Source organism: Jezberella montanilacus, from assembly GCF_003003055.1.
Classification (GTDB): domain Bacteria; phylum Pseudomonadota; class Gammaproteobacteria; order Burkholderiales; family Burkholderiaceae_B; genus Zwartia; species Zwartia montanilacus.
Genome location: NZ_PVTV01000014.1, coordinates 245,640 through 262,239 on the forward strand (window position 1 = coordinate 245,640; position 16,600 = coordinate 262,239).

At 51.6% G+C, this 16,600-nt stretch carries 15 protein-coding genes; 4 read left to right on the forward strand and 11 right to left on the reverse strand.

Annotated elements, in window-relative coordinates; all coding sequences use genetic code 11:
- Positions 1-94 precede the first annotated feature (94 nt).
- Genes mdeB through BCM14_RS10500 form a run of 3 tightly spaced genes read left to right on the forward strand, consistent with a single transcriptional unit; the run spans position 95 to position 4,395 of the window.
- Entirely contained in the window at positions 95-2,746 is a 2,652-nt protein-coding gene (gene mdeB, locus BCM14_RS10490; protein ID WP_259673545.1) for an alpha-ketoglutarate dehydrogenase, read from the forward strand.
- Complete coding sequence (locus BCM14_RS10495) at positions 2,743-3,327, forward strand: PIN domain-containing protein (protein ID WP_259673546.1); 585 nt, start codon at positions 2,743-2,745, stop codon at positions 3,325-3,327. The genes mdeB and BCM14_RS10495 overlap by 4 nt, the downstream gene beginning before the upstream one ends.
- A gap of 51 nt (positions 3,328-3,378) precedes the next feature.
- On the forward strand, positions 3,379-4,395 hold the full coding sequence (locus BCM14_RS10500; RefSeq protein WP_106227974.1) for an alpha/beta fold hydrolase: 1,017 nt from the start codon (positions 3,379-3,381) through the stop codon (positions 4,393-4,395).
- A gap of 129 nt (positions 4,396-4,524) precedes the next feature.
- On the opposite strand, the gene BCM14_RS10505 is transcribed toward BCM14_RS10500, so the two are convergent.
- The 7 genes from BCM14_RS10505 to rpsO all read right to left on the reverse strand — a co-directional run bounded on the left by BCM14_RS10505 (position 4,525) and on the right by rpsO (position 12,807).
- Positions 4,525-4,986 carry a GNAT family N-acetyltransferase gene (locus tag BCM14_RS10505; RefSeq protein WP_106227975.1) on the reverse strand — a complete coding sequence of 154 codons (462 nt, stop codon included), beginning with the start codon at positions 4,984-4,986 and terminating at the stop codon, positions 4,525-4,527.
- 75 nt (positions 4,987-5,061) lie between these two features.
- Positions 5,062-6,684 (reverse strand): dipeptide ABC transporter ATP-binding protein, encoded by a 1,623-nt coding sequence (locus BCM14_RS10510; protein WP_106227976.1) that lies wholly within the window; start codon positions 6,682-6,684, stop codon positions 5,062-5,064.
- 9 nt (positions 6,685-6,693) lie between these two features.
- A complete protein-coding gene (locus tag BCM14_RS10515) occupies positions 6,694-7,569 on the reverse strand; it encodes an ABC transporter permease (RefSeq protein ID WP_106228026.1) in 876 nt (291 codons plus the stop codon).
- Positions 7,570-7,586: 17 nt separating this feature from the next.
- Positions 7,587-8,528, reverse strand: coding sequence for an ABC transporter permease (locus BCM14_RS10520; RefSeq protein ID WP_106227977.1), 942 nt, complete (start codon positions 8,526-8,528; stop codon positions 7,587-7,589).
- Positions 8,525-10,111, reverse strand: coding sequence for an ABC transporter substrate-binding protein (locus BCM14_RS10525; RefSeq protein WP_106227978.1), 1,587 nt, complete (start codon positions 10,109-10,111; stop codon positions 8,525-8,527). Before BCM14_RS10525 ends, BCM14_RS10520 begins: the two co-directional genes overlap by 4 nt.
- Positions 10,112-10,279: 168 nt before the next feature.
- A complete protein-coding gene (gene pnp, locus BCM14_RS10530; protein ID WP_106227979.1) occupies positions 10,280-12,439 on the reverse strand; it encodes a polyribonucleotide nucleotidyltransferase in 2,160 nt (719 codons plus the stop codon).
- Positions 12,440-12,537: 98 nt separating this feature from the next.
- Positions 12,538-12,807: a 30S ribosomal protein S15 gene (gene rpsO, locus BCM14_RS10535; protein ID WP_106227980.1), complete on the reverse strand. Its 270-nt coding sequence runs from the start codon at positions 12,805-12,807 to the stop codon at positions 12,538-12,540.
- Positions 12,808-12,920: 113 nt separating this feature from the next.
- Between rpsO and BCM14_RS10540 the strand changes: the two genes are divergently transcribed.
- Positions 12,921-13,475 carry a hypothetical protein gene (locus tag BCM14_RS10540; RefSeq protein WP_259673547.1) on the forward strand — a complete coding sequence of 185 codons (555 nt, stop codon included), beginning with the start codon at positions 12,921-12,923 and terminating at the stop codon, positions 13,473-13,475.
- Here the strand turns inward: BCM14_RS10540 and pssA are convergent.
- From pssA to ilvN, 4 genes are all read right to left on the reverse strand, one after another.
- Positions 13,443-14,228: a CDP-diacylglycerol--serine O-phosphatidyltransferase gene (gene pssA / locus BCM14_RS10545; protein WP_106227981.1), complete on the reverse strand. Its 786-nt coding sequence runs from the start codon at positions 14,226-14,228 to the stop codon at positions 13,443-13,445. The genes BCM14_RS10540 and pssA overlap by 33 nt on opposite strands.
- 8 nt (positions 14,229-14,236) lie before the next feature.
- A complete protein-coding gene (locus BCM14_RS10550) occupies positions 14,237-14,896 on the reverse strand; it encodes a phosphatidylserine decarboxylase (protein ID WP_106227982.1) in 660 nt (219 codons plus the stop codon).
- A 70-nt stretch (positions 14,897-14,966) separates the two neighbouring features.
- Positions 14,967-15,983 carry a ketol-acid reductoisomerase gene (gene ilvC / locus BCM14_RS10555; RefSeq protein ID WP_106227983.1) on the reverse strand — a complete coding sequence of 339 codons (1,017 nt, stop codon included), beginning with the start codon at positions 15,981-15,983 and terminating at the stop codon, positions 14,967-14,969.
- Between the two features lie 116 nt (positions 15,984-16,099).
- Positions 16,100-16,591, reverse strand: a complete 492-nt coding sequence (ilvN, locus tag BCM14_RS10560) for an acetolactate synthase small subunit (RefSeq protein ID WP_106227984.1) — start codon at positions 16,589-16,591, stop codon at positions 16,100-16,102.
- Between the last annotated feature and the right edge of the window lie 9 nt (positions 16,592-16,600).

A 16,600-nucleotide genomic window follows, 5' to 3' on the forward strand; every position in this document is an offset into this window, starting at 1 on the left:
GTCCGCACACAAACACTCTCTTGGGCGATAATCTCGCACATATTTATCGCAGAACCCATCGCACCACTCGTTCGATCAACCTAACTGAATGACTATGCTGAGCCCTTCAAAAACAACTGACACCGATCACGAAGAAACCGCCGAGTGGCGTGAGGCATTTGCCGCCGCGCTACAAAATCAGGGGCCAGAGCGTGCGAGGTTTCTGCTCGACGAGCTAGTGAGACTCGCCCACACCTCAAAAATCGGCTGGCAGCCCGAACTCAACACCCCTTACGTCAATACGATTTCGGTTGACCAACAACCCGTGTTCCCCGGGGATTTAGCGATTGAAGAAAGACTGGCATCCCTCATGCGCTGGAATGCGCTGGCGATGGTGGTGAGGGCGAATCAGGCTTATGGCGAGCTGGGTGGTCACATCGCCAGCTATGCAAGTGCTGCGGATCTCTTTGAGACCGGCTACAACCATTTCTTTCACGCTCGCGAAGGCCTTGAGCCGGGGCAACATCGCGGCGACCTGGTATTTTTTCAGCCGCATAGCGCACCCGGTGTCTATGCCAGAGCTTACTTAGAAGGTCGCCTGACCGAACAAGATCTCTTGCATTATCGGCAAGAGATCGTGGCCGGCAGCAACGGGGCACAGGGTCTTTCAAGCTACCCTCACCCTTGGCTCATGCCTGATTTCTGGCAGTTCCCGACGGGTTCGATGGGCATTGGCCCGATTAGCTCCATCTATCACGCCCGCTTCATGCGCTACCTGACCCACCGCAACCTGCTCGACTGCAGTCATCGCAAGGTCTGGGGCGTATTTGGTGACGGGGAGATGGATGAACCCGAATCCATGAGCGCGCTCACGCTGGCCGCTCGAGAAGGTCTCGACAACCTGGTCTGGGTGGTCAACTGCAACCTGCAACGACTCGACGGCCCTGTTCGTGGTAATGGTCGGATTATTGACGAACTTGAAAAGCTCTTTCTCGGTGCTGGCTGGAACGTCATCAAACTGGTCTGGGGTAGTGACTGGGACGGGCTCTTTGCCCGCGATCTGACTGGTGCGCTGGCACGTACCTTTGCAAACACAGTCGATGGCCAGATGCAAACGTTTGCTGCCAAGGATGGGCGCTTCAATCGGGACACCTTTTTTGGACAAGACGAAGAGCTAGCCAAACTCGCGCAAGGCATGACGGATGACCAGATCGATAGACTGAAGAGAGGCGGACACGATCTGGTCAAGATTCATGCGGCCTACGCAGCAGCTGCGAATCATCGTGGCCAACCTACTGTCATCCTGGCACACACCAAGAAAGGCTATGGCATGGGTAGTGCTGGTCAAGGCAAAATGACCACGCATAGTCAGAAGAAATTTGATGAAACCGATCTGATCGAGTTTCGCAATCGGTTTAATCTGCCACTCAGTGATGAGCAGGCGACGTCATTGAGCTTCTATCGTCCAGCTGCCGACAGCCCAGAAATGCAATACATGCACTCGCATCGGCAAGCATTGGGCGGCTTCTTGCCCAAGCGTGAAACGACATGTGAGCTGGTTCCCGCGCCAGAGCTGATGCAGTACGCAGGCTTTGCCGTGCAAGCCGATGGCAAAGAAATGAGTACGACCATGGCTTTCGTGCGTATGCTAGGCGGCCTGCTCAAGGATCCACAGCTCGGCCCTCGCATTGTGCCTATCGTCGCAGATGAAGCACGTACTTTTGGTATGGCCAATCTGTTTAAACAGGTTGGCATCTACTCAAGCGTAGGTCAGCGCTATGCACCCGAAGACATTGGCTCAGTGCTCAGTTATCGCGAAGCCCTGGATGGCCAGATTCTCGAGGAGGGCATCTCTGAGGCGGGTGCCATTGCAAGCTGGACAGCTGCAGCGACGAGCTACAGCGTGCACGGTTTAGCCATGCTGCCCTTCTATATCTATTATTCAATGTTTGGCTTTCAACGGGTTGGCGATCAAATCTGGGCGGCGGCAGATCAACGCCCTCGCGGCTTTTTGCTGGGCGCGACCTCAGGCCGTACGACACTCGGTGGTGAAGGCTTGCAGCATCAAGATGGCAGCAGTCACGTGCACGCGTCGACGATCCCCAATTGCAAGGCCTACGACCCGGCGTTCTCGGGCGAAATGGCGATCATCATCGATCAAGGCATTCGAGACATGATGATTGACCAGAAGGATCTGTTTTATTACGTCACGCTCATGAACGAGAATTACGCGCAGCCAACGCTCAAAATGGGTGTCGCTGATCAAGTCATCAAGGGCTGCTACCTATTTGAAACTTACACACCAGCCAAACCGGCTCACGGTTCACCGTGCGTAACGCTCCTGGGATCGGGCGCTATCCTGACTGAAGTCATCAAAGCAGCTGAAATACTGGCAACTCAAGGTATCAAGGCCTACGTCTATAGTGTGACAAGCTGGAGTGAGTTGGCTCGTGATGGGATACGTTGCCAGCAAGAAGCCATAGCGGCACGCGCAGACGGCTCAAAATCAACGCTGAGTGCGCCTTTCCTGTGGCAGCAGCTGGGTCAGAGTGAAGGGCCAGTCATTGCTGCAACCGACTACGTCAGGATGGTGCCCGAAACAGTCAGGGCTTACGTGCCATCTAACCGCATTTACTTAACCTTAGGTACTGATGGTTTTGGTCGAAGTGATACGCGTGCCGCACTAAGAGATTATTTCGGTGTTGACGCCGCTCATATTGCTGAGGCAGCCCTGTTTGCTCTATCTGGGCAGCAACCGGCATCTTGAGACCCACACTCGTTTTAGATGCCTGCGTGCTGATGTCGGGCGTGTTGCGCCCTGCTCTGCTCGATATGGCTGAACAGGGGCTCTTTAATCCCATCTGGTCAGACCGGATTGGTGACGAGTGGCGGCGCAACGCAGGCCGTTTATGGCCAATTGCAGGCGAGCTGCTGGATCAGGAATGGCGTTTGATGGAGGAGCGGTTTTCTAACGCCAATCAGGGTGACGTCAGCGCGCTAGAACAAGGCTTGCGCCAGAGCGACAAGAAAGACTGGCATGTGATTGCAGCAGGTATCTCGTCGCGCCGAAGTAATCCCTTAAGCGAAACAACAGTGCTGACCTGGAACCTCAAAGACTTCAGACGGTCTGAACTGCGGCGCCACGAACTTGGCCTGAGCGATCCCGACACCCTGTTATCGCGCTGGTGGCCTGATCATCACCAGTTGATCTCAAGCACCATCAGGGCAGCGATTGCACAATTAGTTCAAGAGGGCCGCAGGCAAACGGATTCCACTGGCAACTTTCTTAAACGTGAAAGGCTCTTTCGGTTAGCAACACTCTATGCCGAAGCTGATATTCGTGGTTAAGATAAGGCCTCTATTATGCAAACTTCACTAAAGTAACGATAAGGGCAAGTCATGAGCGACTATCCAATTTTTCATGCAGGTAATGTGGTTTTGCAATCTGGCCTGACTTTGCGTGATGCTCGACTGGCTTATCAAACCTACGGCACCCTGAATGCCGACAAGTCAAACGTCATTTTGTACATGACCTCCTTTGCAGCCCACCACTATGACGTGGACTGGCTGATCGGGTCGGGCAAGGCCTTAGATACTGATAAATATTTTGTCGTCGTACCTAATTTATTCGGCAACGGCTTGTCGTCGTCACCCAGCAACGCGACCGAACCCTTTACAGGCACCCGTTGGCCCTACTTCACGATTTTGGACAACATTCGGGTTCAACACACGTTGCTGACCGAACACCTTGGCATCCACTCGCTTGAAATGGCCTGCGGTTGGTCTATGGGTGGCCTGCAGGCCTACCACTGGGCGTCTTACTACCCTGAGATGGTCAAGCGTATGGTCGTCTTGTGCGGGGCGGCTAAATGCTCGCCACATAATCAAGTGTTTATCGAAGGGGTCCGAGCTACCCTGACCGCTGATCCAGCCTTTCAGAACGGCAGCTTTGTCAGCCGTCCAGAGAGAAGCCTGAGAGCGATGGGTCGAAACTACGCTGCCATGGCCATGTCGCAGACCTTTTATCGCGAGGAAATGTGGCGTCGTGCAGGCTTCTCCTCCCTCGAAGACTTTTTGGTCATGTCCTGGGAAGCTAATTTCTTGAAGCGCGACGCTAACAATATGCTGACCCACTTGTGGGCCTGGCAAAATGCCAACATCGCTGCCAACGATAAATACAAGGGCGATTTCAAGGCTGCGTTGAAAGCCATTACCGCAGACTCTCTGATCATGCCAGGTTCAACTGATTTGTATTTTCAGGTTGAGGACAATCGACTTGAGGTGGAGCAAATGCCCAACGCCAAGCTTTTGCCAATTGTGTCTGATTGGGGTCATCGCGCAGGCTTGCCATCTGCCAACATTGAAGACGCGGCGTTTATCACACAGGCAATTAAGGGATTGCTAGCGAAAGCTTAGCTTGATCGAGTCGCGGCTGTTGCAATCACTTACAAAATAAGTGAGAGGTACGGATTGAAAGCCAGAGCCTGCTGCCAAGTCTCTTTGCTGCGGTTTTTTACGTGGCTTGTTACACGCATTAGCAACTACCTACAGCAGCTTAGTCATAAAAATACTAAACGGATCCAGTTTGTAATCAGCAAAAGGGCCGCAGCGTTCAAATCCGTTTCGTTGATACAAAGCGAGTGCTGGCTCAAACGCAGGTGTCGATCCTGTCTCGAGACTCAATCTGGTGTAGCCGCGAGCCTTTGCTTCAGTGATAATTTGATTTAGTGCAGCCTGCCCAACGCCCATTCTGAGAAATTTCTCTCTCGTACCCATCGACTTAATCTCGCCCTGGGTTGCATCAAGCTCTTTTAACGCACCACAACCACACAGCTCCTTATCACTCCAAATCGACCAAAACGTAATCTCAGGCTTTCTCAAGCCCTCAAGCGCTAACGCGTGCACACTTTCTAGAGGTGAATTGCTCAACATCCCAGCCATGTGCTCGCGCACTAACGCCTGTACTTCAGCCCCGCTCAAATCATCGCGACGAATATCAAAGTTCATCAGTAATATTTTTTAACAATGCAATACGGTTTAACTGCAATACAATTTAATAAAGCATAGTTAAAAAACGAGTGACTAAGCAAGCCCAAACTGAAATCCACGCCCTGGCGCTGCAGCCAACAAGGTTTGCGTATAGGTGTGCTGAGGGTTGACAAACACATCCTGTGTTGCACCCTCCTCAACGATCTCGCCTCTTTGCATCACAATGATCCGATCACAAATTTGACTGGCTACCCGCAAGTCATGCGTGATGAAGAGGATGCCGATATGCAATCGTTGTTGGATTTCATCAAGTAGTTCAAGAATCTGCGCTTGCACCGAAACATCCAGAGCAGACACGGCCTCATCCGCAATCAACACCTTAGGCTTGCAAGCCAGCGCCCGAGCGATTGATATGCGCTGTCGCTGACCACCCGAAAACTCATTAGGATAGCGGTGCAAGGCGTCTGGACTTAAGCGAACGAGGTGCATCAGTTCTTCAGCCTGCTTCCACGCTTCTGCGCGCGAGGCACCAAAATTCAGTGGGCCTTCGATAATCGCCTCACCCACGGTCCGACGCGGATTCAAAGAACGATAGGGGTCTTGAAACACGATTTGTACGACACGACGAAACGGATAAAGTGCGCGCCCGGTTACGGTCGCAATGGATAACCCATCAGCAAAGATCTCGCCAGCGCTTGGCTCAATCAGTCGGGCAATACAACGAGCGACCGTTGATTTGCCCGAGCCTGACTCGCCCACAAGACCCACTGTCTCACCGGGCAGTACCTTAAGCGAAATATTTTTAGCGGCATCAACGCGATGTTTACGTTTAGGCCAAGCACCGGTCCAATACGTTTTAGATAAATTAACTGTCTGCAGCAGCGGGTAAGCATCTACGATTGGTTCGCGATGCTTGGGTACTAAACCCGGGACGGCGGCTAGAAGCATTTGCGTATAGGATTCTTTGGGTTGCTGCAAGACGTCGAGCCGGTCGCCCTGCTCAACCATCTCGCCAAGTTTGAGTACGACAACCCGATCAGCAATTTCTGCGACTACGCCTAAATCGTGCGTGATGAATAAAACAGCAGTATTGCTCTGAGCTTGTAACTCTGCAATCAAGCTGAGAATTTCAGCTTGTGTCGTTACATCAAGTGCTGTGGTTGGCTCATCGCAAATCAGTAAAGCCGGCTTCAAAATCAAAGCCATGGCAATCACGATCCGTTGTCTTTGACCACCAGACAACTGATGAGGATAAGAGCGAAGCACGCGCTCAGGATCAGGCAGTTTTACCCGCGCAAAGATATCCAGAACCTTTTGTCGCCGTTCGCTTGTCGAGAGCTTTGTATGCTGCCAAAGTTGCTCATCAACTTGATCACCGCAAGTCATGATTGGATTCAAGGCAGTCATCGGCTCTTGAAATACCATGGCCATTTTCTCGCCACGTAACTGTCTTAGTCGTTCACCGTTCGCCTTGCAAACGGATTCACCCAACAGAGTGATGTCGCCAGCCGTCGTCACCAATGTTTTAGGCAACAAGCCCATGACTGCTTGCGCGATCACAGATTTGCCTGAGCCTGATTCACCAAGCAGACAAACGATCTCACCTTGTTTGACGTCAAAGCTGATGTCGCGCACCGCGTGAGGTCGATCCGCAGTAGGAGGCAGGTCGATGGTTAGCCCCTGTACGGATAAAACTGGTTGTTGGCGCTCAGTCATATGATGGCCTCAACCCGTACGCTTATTGAACTTAGGATCAAGGGTATCCCGCAAGCCATCGCCCAGTATATTGACTGCCAACACAGTGATGGCCAAAAAGAAACCGGGAAACAAAACCGTCTGAGGGAACTGATTGAACTGGGTTCGACCATCGGCCATGATGTTGCCCCAAGTCGGAATCTCTGGGGGCAAACCAACACCGAGAAAAGACAAGATCGCCTCGACCAAAATGGCAGACGCGCACACGTAGGTACCTTGCACGAGTAAAGGCGCGATAGCATTGGGCAAAATATGACGCCACAGAATATTGATCGTTGACGTGGCAAGCGATACTGCAGCCTCGACATAAGGTTCTTCTCTGATCGTCAGGACGATTGATCGGACAAGTCTAGCGACGCGAGGGATCTCTGGAATCGTAATGGCAATCACCACCGTGGCCACCGTCGGGCGCCAGAGAGCCATGAGCGTAATCGCAAACAAGATGCCCGGGATAGCCATCAAACTATCCATGACCCGCATCAAGGCGTTGTCGAGTCGTCTAAAGTAACCAGCCGCCACACCACAAAGCGTGCCACCGATCAATGACAGAACAGCCACACACAAACCAACCGTTAATGAAATTCTTGCGCCATAAGCGACTCGACTCCAGGTATCGCGACCAAGGCTGTCCGTGCCCATCGGAAATAAATGATCGAAAGTATCGCCTGACAGATCTGAAAACTCTGCAGTGACACCAGGCAATAAATTCGCGCTTGAAGGATCCATCGCAGTCGGCTCAATCGTGTAGAGCCAAGGCGCGAAGACTGCCATGCATAGCAGCAATATCAGTGCGACTAAGCCAATACGTACCGAGGTGTTCTTAAGAATTTTGCTTTGCTTTGCCATCATATATTTTTACGCCGTTAGTACCGGATACGTGGATCAAGCAACACGTAGCTCAGATCAACCAGCAAGTTAATGAGTACATAGGCAAAAGAAAAGAATAAGGTAATACCCTGGATGAGCGGAAAATCGCGGCCTAACACCGCATCAACTGTCAATTGACCGAGCCCTGGGATTGCGTACACAGTCTCGGTTACCACCACACCACCGATCAATAAGCCAATACCGATACCAATCACAGTCACGATGGGAACTGCCGCGTTGGTCAAGGCGTGACGAACCAGGATGCGCAATTCGCTAATCCCTTTAGATCTGGCTGTTCTGATGTAATCCTCGGTCAGCGCCTCTGCAACTGACGCTCTGGTCACACGCGCGATCAGGGCGAGATAGACAATCGACAAAGTAATGGCAGGCAAGAACAAATGGGATAGCCAACCCGAGAAGCTCTCATTGATTGGCGTATAGCCTTGCACAGCAAATAGCTTCCAGTGCAAGGCGACAGCCCAGATCAGCAAGTAACCAATCACAAAAGTCGGAACAGAAAAACCTAAAACAGAAAAACTCATCAGCGACCGATCCAGCCATCCCCCGTGTCTCCAGGCCGCCAGAATCCCAAGAGGTATCGCGATAGATAAAGTGATGAGCATCGTCAGCGCTGACAAGGATAGCGTCGGCCCGATCCGTTGCGCGATCAAATGCGTCACGGACTGTTTCATGTAATAGGATTCGCCCAAATCGCCCCGCAGTGCTTTACTAGCCCAGCGCACGAACTGCACAGGCACGGGCTCGTCCAAACCCAGACTCGTGCGGATGCGGGCGATGTCTTCGCTGTTGCTGTTGTTACCCACCAGCGCAGCAGCTGGGTCGCCAGGCGTCAGGCGCAACATGGCGAAAACGATCAAGGCGACGATAAGAAGAACGGGTACTGTGGACAGCACCCTTCTGAGAATAAACAGCATCAGTTCTTCTTCAAGTTCCAGAACGCATTGACAGTCGAAGGAACCAGACCGGTCACAACACCTTTGCGTACGACAGTGATGTAATCAAAGTCGCCCACTTTGGCAAAAACGCCAGTCTGATACGTCTGCAACTGCAGATCTTTAGCAATTTTCTTACGCTGATCGTCAGTCGAGGCGGCCATAAAGTCTGCTTTCAATTGCTCTAGCTTGGGATCAGTTGTCCAACCAAACCAACCTTTCTCGCCGTTACCGGTCAGCGGCGGGAAGAACATAGGATTCATCATGTCACCGGGGCCCCAGCCTGTGATGAACATATTCCAACCGCCCTTGTCGGCAGGCTCCTTGCTCGTGCGGCGTGTCACCAGTGATGACCAATCCATGGACTGCATATCCACATTGAAACCAGCTTGCTTCAACAACTGAGCAAGTACGGGTGGAAACTTGTTCAACACGGCAAAATCTGCAGGAAAGAGCAACACAACTGGCTTGCCATCGTAGCCTGCTTCTTTCAGCAATTTCTTGGCCGCTTCAAACTGAGGCTTACCTGTGAAATAACCCGTCTCGGTTGAAGCCAGTGGCGAGTCACACGGATAGATGGATACGCACGGACGATAGAGATCCTTGTTCACCATTTGAGCGCGCATCAAGGCCTCTTGATTAACAGCCATGATGGCTGCTTGAGCAATCTTCGGATTATCAAAAGGAGGTACGAAATGGTTCAAGTGCAAATCGAAAGACCCGGCAGGGGTGGGCTTCAACAGCTCAAGCTTAGGGTTATCTTTAAGCGCCGCATACTGATCGGCTGGCATCCATTCGATCAAATCGACTTCGCCATTGGCGATTGCATTGGCTTGCGTCTGAGCATCCTTCAAAATCACCCACTCAACGCGATCCACGAATACACGCTTACCGCCGGCAGTACCCGAAGGGTCTTCAGCGCGTGGAACATATTTCTCGTTTTTGAGATAGACGATCTTGGCGCCAGGCTTGTACTCATCCATTTTCAGGACGTAGGGGCCTGAGCCAATGTATTCGGTGATCTGCTGATCGGCGGGTGTCATGGCCACACGCTTAGGCATGATGAAGTTCGCATTACCTGATGGCTTGGACAGCGCCTCTAGCGTCATCGGGAAAGGCGTCTTAAACGTCATCTTGAATGTATTGGCATCAATTGCCTCAAATTTATCAAGTTGCGTCGCCATTACTTGGCCAAACACATCGCGTTTAGCCCAACGATTCACTGAGGCAATTACGTCATCAGAAGTAACTGGTTGCCCGTCACTGAAGCTCAACCCTTTACGAAGGGTAAAAGTCCACTCTTTAAAATCGGCGCTTTTGGTATAAGTATCAACCATTTGCGGTTGAATCTGACCTTTGGCATCAATGCCAAAAAGCTGGTCGTAAACCATGTAACCGTGGTTGCGGCTGACGAATGCAGTCGTCCAAATAGGATCAAGTATTTTTAAGTCCGCCTGCGGGACAATACGCAGTACCTTTGACGAATCTTCTGCCTGCGAGCTACCAGCAAAACCAATCACCGAAAAAGAGACTGCCACGACAAATCGACTGATCAACCACTTAACCATATACGCACCCCGTAAAGACCGTGATTCAAGATTGAGACTGGATCATATACGCAATCATCATGCCAAGTTTTACGGGTTCACCCTAATCTCTTCATGAGCGAACAACGTCGAGGCAAAAAAAAGCACAAGCGCTAAGCTTGTGCCTGTTTTTTGACCTAACGAATGAGTTTATTCAGCTTGAACAGCCGGTGTCTCTGCTTGGGGAGCCGCTGGCCCACCTTGCTCTTCAATCCCACCGATTGCCTTGACAGACAAACGCAAACGACCTTTGTCGTCAGCCTCAATCACTTTGACGCGCAGACTTTGACCGACTTTAATCACATCATTGATATTTGCGATGCGATAGTTGGCGATCTCAGAGATGTGCAATAAACCATCACGACCTGGCAAGACTTGAACGATTGCACCAAAATCGAGCAGACGAAGGACGCTGCCCTCGTAAACCTGCCCCACTTCGACGTCGGCAGTCAGTTCAGTAATACGGCGCTGAGCTTCTTTTGCCTTATCCAGATCCGCACTGGAAATCACGATTGCGCCGTCATCACCAATATCGATCTGGCAACCGGTTTCTTCTGTCAAGGCGCGGATGGTTGCACCACCTTTGCCAATCACGTCACGGATTTTTTCTGGATTGATCTTCATCGACAGCATACGTGGCGCAAAGGCTGACAATTCGCCGCGACCACCGTCAATCGCTTCGCGCATCTTTTGCAAGATATGCAGGCGACCGTCACGAGCCTGAGCCAACGCGACCTGCATGATTTCTTTCGTGATACCTTGAATTTTGATATCCATTTGCAAAGCAGTAATGCCGTTTTCAGTACCAGCTACTTTGAAATCCATGTCGCCCAAGTGATCTTCATCACCCAAGATATCGGTCAGCACGGCAAACTTGCCATCATCAAGGATCAAGCCCATCGCAACACCAGCGACGTGATCTTTGACAGGGACACCTGCATCCATCATAGCAAGCGAACCGCCGCAAACCGACGCCATTGAGGACGAACCATTTGACTCGGTGATTTCGGAAACCAAGCGGATGGTGTATTGGAAATCAGCTGCCGCTGGCAACAGGGGCACCAGCGAGCGCTTGGCCAGACGGCCGTGACCGATTTCGCGGCGCTTAGGCGTACCGACGCGGCCAGTTTCACCAGTCGCGAACGGAGGCATGTTGTAGTGCATCAGGAAGCGATCACGGTACTCGCCCATGAGCGCATCGATGACTTGTTCGTTTTGCTTGGTACCCAAGGTGGCGATAACCAGTGCTTGAGTCTCGCCACGGGTGAACAAAGCACTGCCGTGCACGCGTGGCAACACGCCTAGACGAATGCTGATCGGACGAACGGTGCGTGTATCGCGTCCATCAATACGTGGCTCGCCACTCAAAATCTGGCTACGGACAATGCGCGCCTCAAGATCAAACAAGATATTGTCGACTGTCACGCTGTCAGGTGCAGAAGTGCCAGCTGCTGCCGCTTGCTCAGCAACGGCAGCATGCACTGCGCCGTATACCTGCTTAAGCTGGGCAGTACGCTCTTGCTTCTGACGGATTTGATAGGCTGCATTCATGCCTGCTTCGCCTGCGGCTTTAACGATAGCGATCAGGCCTTCGTTTTTAGCTGCGGGCTGCCAATCCCAAGCTGGTTTGCCAGCTTCGCTGACCAGGCTGTTGATGGCGGTGATGACTGCTTGCATTTGAGTGTGACCGAATACCACGCCACCAAGCATGATTTCTTCTGACAACTGATCAGCTTCAGACTCAACCATCAGCACAGCGGCTTCAGTACCGGCAACGACCAAGTCCATTTTTGAAGTCAACAACTGGCTGGCGGTTGGATTCACAACGTATTGGCCGTTGATATAACCCACGCGAGCGGCGCCGATCGGGCCATCAAACGGGATGCCCGAAATTGCCAAGGCAGCTGAAGCGCCAATCATTGCAGGGATATCAGGATCGACTTCTGGATTGACTGACAAAACGTGAATAATGACTTGAACTTCGTTGTAGAAGCCCTCAGGGAAAAGTGGTCGCAAAGGACGATCAATCAGACGCGAAGTCAACGTTTCTTTTTCAGAAGGCTTACCTTCGCGCTTGAAGAATCCACCGGGGATCTTGCCGGCTGCGTAGGTTTTTTCGATGTAGTCCACTGTCAGGGGGAAAAAATCCTGGCCGGCTTTAGCATCTTTTTTTGCAACAACGGTTGCAAGCACAACGGTATCGTCAACCGACACGACCACGGCACCCGAGGACTGGCGAGCGATCTCTCCGGTCTCGAGCGTGACGGTATGCTGACCAAACTGGAACGACTTGGTAACTTTATTAAACATGGCAAATAATCCTTACAAATGAAAAACCGTGCTCGACGCGACCAAAATGTCGCATACGGCACGGTTGATTCACGGGGTGACTGCCCGACAAATTTCGATCACTTGCGCAGACCGAGTTTTTCGATCAACGAGCGATAGGAATCTGGGTTGCGGCCCTTTAGATAATCGAGCAGCTTGCGGCGACGGCTAACCATGCGCAACAAACCACGGCGTGAGTGGTGATCTTTAAGATGAGTTTTGAAGTGGCCAGTCAACTCGTTAATACGAGCAGTTAACAGTGCCACTTGTACTTCTGGTGAACCGGTGTCGCCTTGAGCGCGTTGGTACTGCGCGACGATGTCGGATTTATTAATATCAGCTACGGACATGATGACCTCTTATGAACAGGCGTTGGAGCCGAGGTGCCCCAACGTGATGGATAACCCTGCTAGTATAACCCATATGGGGCTATGTAGCCCATTGTGCAGAATCAGGAGCCATCATGAAGCGTCTCTATCCTCTGAAATCAAACGCACTTTACCAATCGATCCAGCACTGCTTTAGACCTTGTCTGGCCCTCGCCGCGACGGTATTGCTTGCAAGTTGCGCGATGGTTGATAGCGCCAAGCCAGGAACGCCATTGACTCAAGTTATCGAAAAGTTCGGCAAACCCTCGACTGATTGTGCCAATCCGGACGGCACAAGGCACGTTGTCTGGACACAACAGCCATTGGGTCAAACTGCTATGGGCGCGACAGTAGGCAAGGATGGCACCATTGGGCCCGTCACTCAATTACTGACTGATGCGAGCTTTAACCGCTTGGGCACGGGCGAGTGGACCCCTGAAAAGGTCATTTGCGAGTTTGGACCACCTGAGCATGTGGGCGAATCAGGCATGTACGAACTGCGCCGTTACGTCCTGGATTACCGTTACAAACAGTACGGCACCTGGAATTCACTCATGTATGTTTTTTTCGATCTGAATACCCACAAACTGGTGAGCTTCAACCCTGGGCCTGACCCATTATTTGACGCCACTCACTTCAGCCGCTATTGATAGTTTTTTAGCTTTACGGATTCGGAAAAGCCAGACACCCCAACCGGATAAGCCGTAAACGATAAACAGGGCAAACAGCACGACTGGCGGGTCACTCGAAATAAACACGAAACCCGCCACAAACACCAAAATGCCCCAGAAAGGCACGCTCTTACTAAGCGCAAAACTCTTGCCACTGTAAAACGGCAAGTTCGTTACCATTGCAATCCCTGCATACAGTGTCAGCGTGAAAGCTGTCCACGAAACCATTTTGGGTGAAACCTGCAAGCGGTTGTCGACGACCAGCCACAGAAAACCTGCGACCAGTGCTGCGGCTGCCGGGCTGGGCAAGCCTTGAAAATAGCGCTTGTCGACCACCGCGATATTGGTGTTGAACCTAGCCAACCGCAAGGCTGCGCCGCTGACATAAACAAACGCTGCCAGCCAACCCCACCGCCCCAAATCCCTGAGCGCCCACTCATAAACGACCAGTGCGGGGGCAACCCCAAAAGAAGTCATGTCAGATAGTGAGTCGTACTGCTCGCCAAAGGCTGACGTGGTGTTCGTTAGACGGGCGACCCTGCCATCCATGCCATCGAGGACCATGGCCGCAAAAATTGCAATCGCCGCCATTTCAAAACGCCCGTTCATCGCCTGAACAATCGCATAAAACCCGGCAAACAAAGCCGCAGTCGTAAATGCATTAGGCAACAGATAAATACTGCGCCGTTTTAAATCAGGATCACGCATTGGGCTTTGGGGACTATTTGGCATAAGTGACTTTACGAAAGTGTTGGCGGCAATTCAGCCAGCACAGTTGAGGTAGCGGAAACTTTATCCCCAATGGCTACGCGAGGCGTGGACTCAATCGGCAGATACACATCAACACGCGAGCCGAACCGAATAAAGCCATAACGCTGTCCACGCGCCAGGTAATCTTTTGCCTGGGCATAACAAAGAATACGTTTCGCAACCAGACCAGCTACCTGCACTGCAGTCACCGTATGCCCGGTCTTGGCAAGCAAGACCATCGCATTGCGCTCGTTTTCAAGCGAAGCTTTCTCTAGTGCTGCATTAAAAAATTTACCGGGAAAATACTCAGTACTAAGCACTTCACCATCCACTGGCGAGCGATTGCTATGCACATTGAAAACGTTCATAAACACGCTTATTTTCAAGGCTTCGCGCCCGGCGTAAGGATCGTGCGCCCGCTCAACCACCACAATACGACCGTCAGCTGGCGACAAGACTGCACTAGGCTCGGTCGTGCCAGTTCGTGGTGGATCCCTGAAAAACTGAAGCACAAAGAGGGCAATGATCCAAAGCGGGATAGACCACAACGGCGACCAATAGGCCACCAAAGCAGCAACAATGACAGCGCCAGCCAAAAATGGCCAGCCTTCGCGTGCGATGAGCGGGTGGGGATAATGAGGTGTATGCATAGTGGATGAGAGGTTAACCCAAAAAAAACGCCCCGAAGGGCGTTTTCGAATACCGGGCAAAAAGTGAAGCTTAGTTCTTGCTCTTATCGACCAGTTTGTTAGCTGCGATCCAAGGCATCATGGCACGCAATTTGCCACCAACGACTTCGATCTCTGACTCAGCATTGATGCGACGGCGTGAGGTCAGCGTTGGCGCCCCAGCTTGGTTCTCGAGGATGAAACGCTTGGCGTATTCACCATTTTGAATGTCAGCCAGCACTTGACGCATTGCAGCGTGAGTCTCGTCAGTAACAATCTTAGGACCGGTTTCGTACTCGCCGAACTCAGCGTTGTTCGAAATCGAGTAGTTCATGTTGGCGATACCGCCTTCATAAATCAGATCAACGATCAACTTCAGTTCGTGCAAGCATTCGAAGTAAGCCATTTCGGGTGCGTAACCGGCATCGACCAAGGTTTTGAAACCCGCCTTGATGAGTTCAACGGTACCGCCGCATAACACTGCTTGTTCACCGAACAAATCGGTTTCTGTTTCTTCACGGAAATTCGTTTCGATTACACCCGCACGACCGCCGCCAATTGCGCACGCGTATGACAAAGCAACGTCACGAGCGATACCGGATTTATTCTGATGCACAGCAACCAAACAAGGGACACCGCCACCTTGGGCATAAGTACCACGGACAGTGTGACCAGGTGCTTTAGGAGCAATCATCACCACGTCGATATCTTCGCGTGGGACGACTTGACCGTAGTGGACGTTAAAGCCGTGAGCAAATGCCAAGGCTGCACCAACCTTGATGTTTGCGTGGACGCTTTCGCGATAAACCTGAGCGATATTCTCGTCAGGCAAGAGCATCATGACGAGGTCGGCAGACTTGACTGCGTCGGCCACTTCAGCAACTTGCAACCCAGCGTTTGCTGCTTTGTTCCAGGAGGCGCCGCCTTTGCGAAGACCCACAACCACTTTAACGCCAGATTCATGCAAGTTCAATGCATGGGCGTGGCCTTGCGAACCGTAACCAATAATGGCGACGGTCTTACCTTTGATCAGGGACAAATCACAATCTTTATCGTAAAAAACTTTCATAGCGAACTCCGTCTTTTTTTATGTTGGATTCAGAAAATCAAAATTAATGTTCAAAAACTTAACAAACTGCAAACAATCTAAATAACAATCTCGGGTCTTAGTCGTCACTATGCTGACTAAGCTTTGAGTATCCTCTCGCCCCGGCCGATACCCGACACACCTGTGCGCACTGTTTCAAGAATGGCACTGCGATCCAATGCATCAATAAACGCCTGCACTTTATCTTGATCGCCGGTGAGCTCAATCGTGTAAGACTTGTCGGTCACATCAATAATTCGACCACGGAAGATATCAACCATCCGTTTCACCTCTTCACGCTCTTTACCGACCGCACGCACTTTAATCAACATGAGCTCACGCTCGATGTGCGGGCCTTCAGACAAATCAACCACCTTGACCACCTCAATCAAACGGTTGAGGTGTTTGGTAATCTGTTCAATCACCTCATCGGACCCCGTTGTGATCAAAGTCAGACGGGACAGCGTGCTGTCTTCGGTCGGCGCAACCGTCAACGTATCGATGTTGTAACCCCGAGCAGAGAAAAGGCCAACGACTCGTGACAAAGCACCCGATTCGTTTTCCATCAAAACTGAAATGACATGTTTCATCTGGATCTC

Coding starts and splice junctions, on each gene's coding strand:
- mdeB (WP_259673545.1), top strand. CDS start 95: ATGCTGAGCCCTTCAAAAACAACTGACACCGATCACGAAGAAACCGCC.
- BCM14_RS10500 (WP_106227974.1), top strand. CDS start 3,379: ATGAGCGACTATCCAATTTTTCATGCAGGTAATGTGGTTTTGCAATCT.
- BCM14_RS10505 (WP_106227975.1), bottom strand. CDS start 4,986: ATGAACTTTGATATTCGTCGCGATGATTTGAGCGGGGCTGAAGTACAG.
- BCM14_RS10510 (WP_106227976.1), bottom strand. CDS start 6,684: ATGACTGAGCGCCAACAACCAGTTTTATCCGTACAGGGGCTAACCATC.
- BCM14_RS10515 (WP_106228026.1), bottom strand. CDS start 7,569: ATGGCAAAGCAAAGCAAAATTCTTAAGAACACCTCGGTACGTATTGGC.
- BCM14_RS10525 (WP_106227978.1), bottom strand. CDS start 10,111: ATGGTTAAGTGGTTGATCAGTCGATTTGTCGTGGCAGTCTCTTTTTCG.
- pnp (WP_106227979.1), bottom strand. CDS start 12,439: ATGTTTAATAAAGTTACCAAGTCGTTCCAGTTTGGTCAGCATACCGTC.
- rpsO (WP_106227980.1), bottom strand. CDS start 12,807: ATGTCCGTAGCTGATATTAATAAATCCGACATCGTCGCGCAGTACCAA.
- BCM14_RS10540 (WP_259673547.1), top strand. CDS start 12,921: ATGAAGCGTCTCTATCCTCTGAAATCAAACGCACTTTACCAATCGATC.
- pssA (WP_106227981.1), bottom strand. CDS start 14,228: ATGCCAAATAGTCCCCAAAGCCCAATGCGTGATCCTGATTTAAAACGG.
- BCM14_RS10550 (WP_106227982.1), bottom strand. CDS start 14,896: ATGCATACACCTCATTATCCCCACCCGCTCATCGCACGCGAAGGCTGG.
- ilvC (WP_106227983.1), bottom strand. CDS start 15,983: ATGAAAGTTTTTTACGATAAAGATTGTGATTTGTCCCTGATCAAAGGT.
- ilvN (WP_106227984.1), bottom strand. CDS start 16,591: ATGAAACATGTCATTTCAGTTTTGATGGAAAACGAATCGGGTGCTTTG.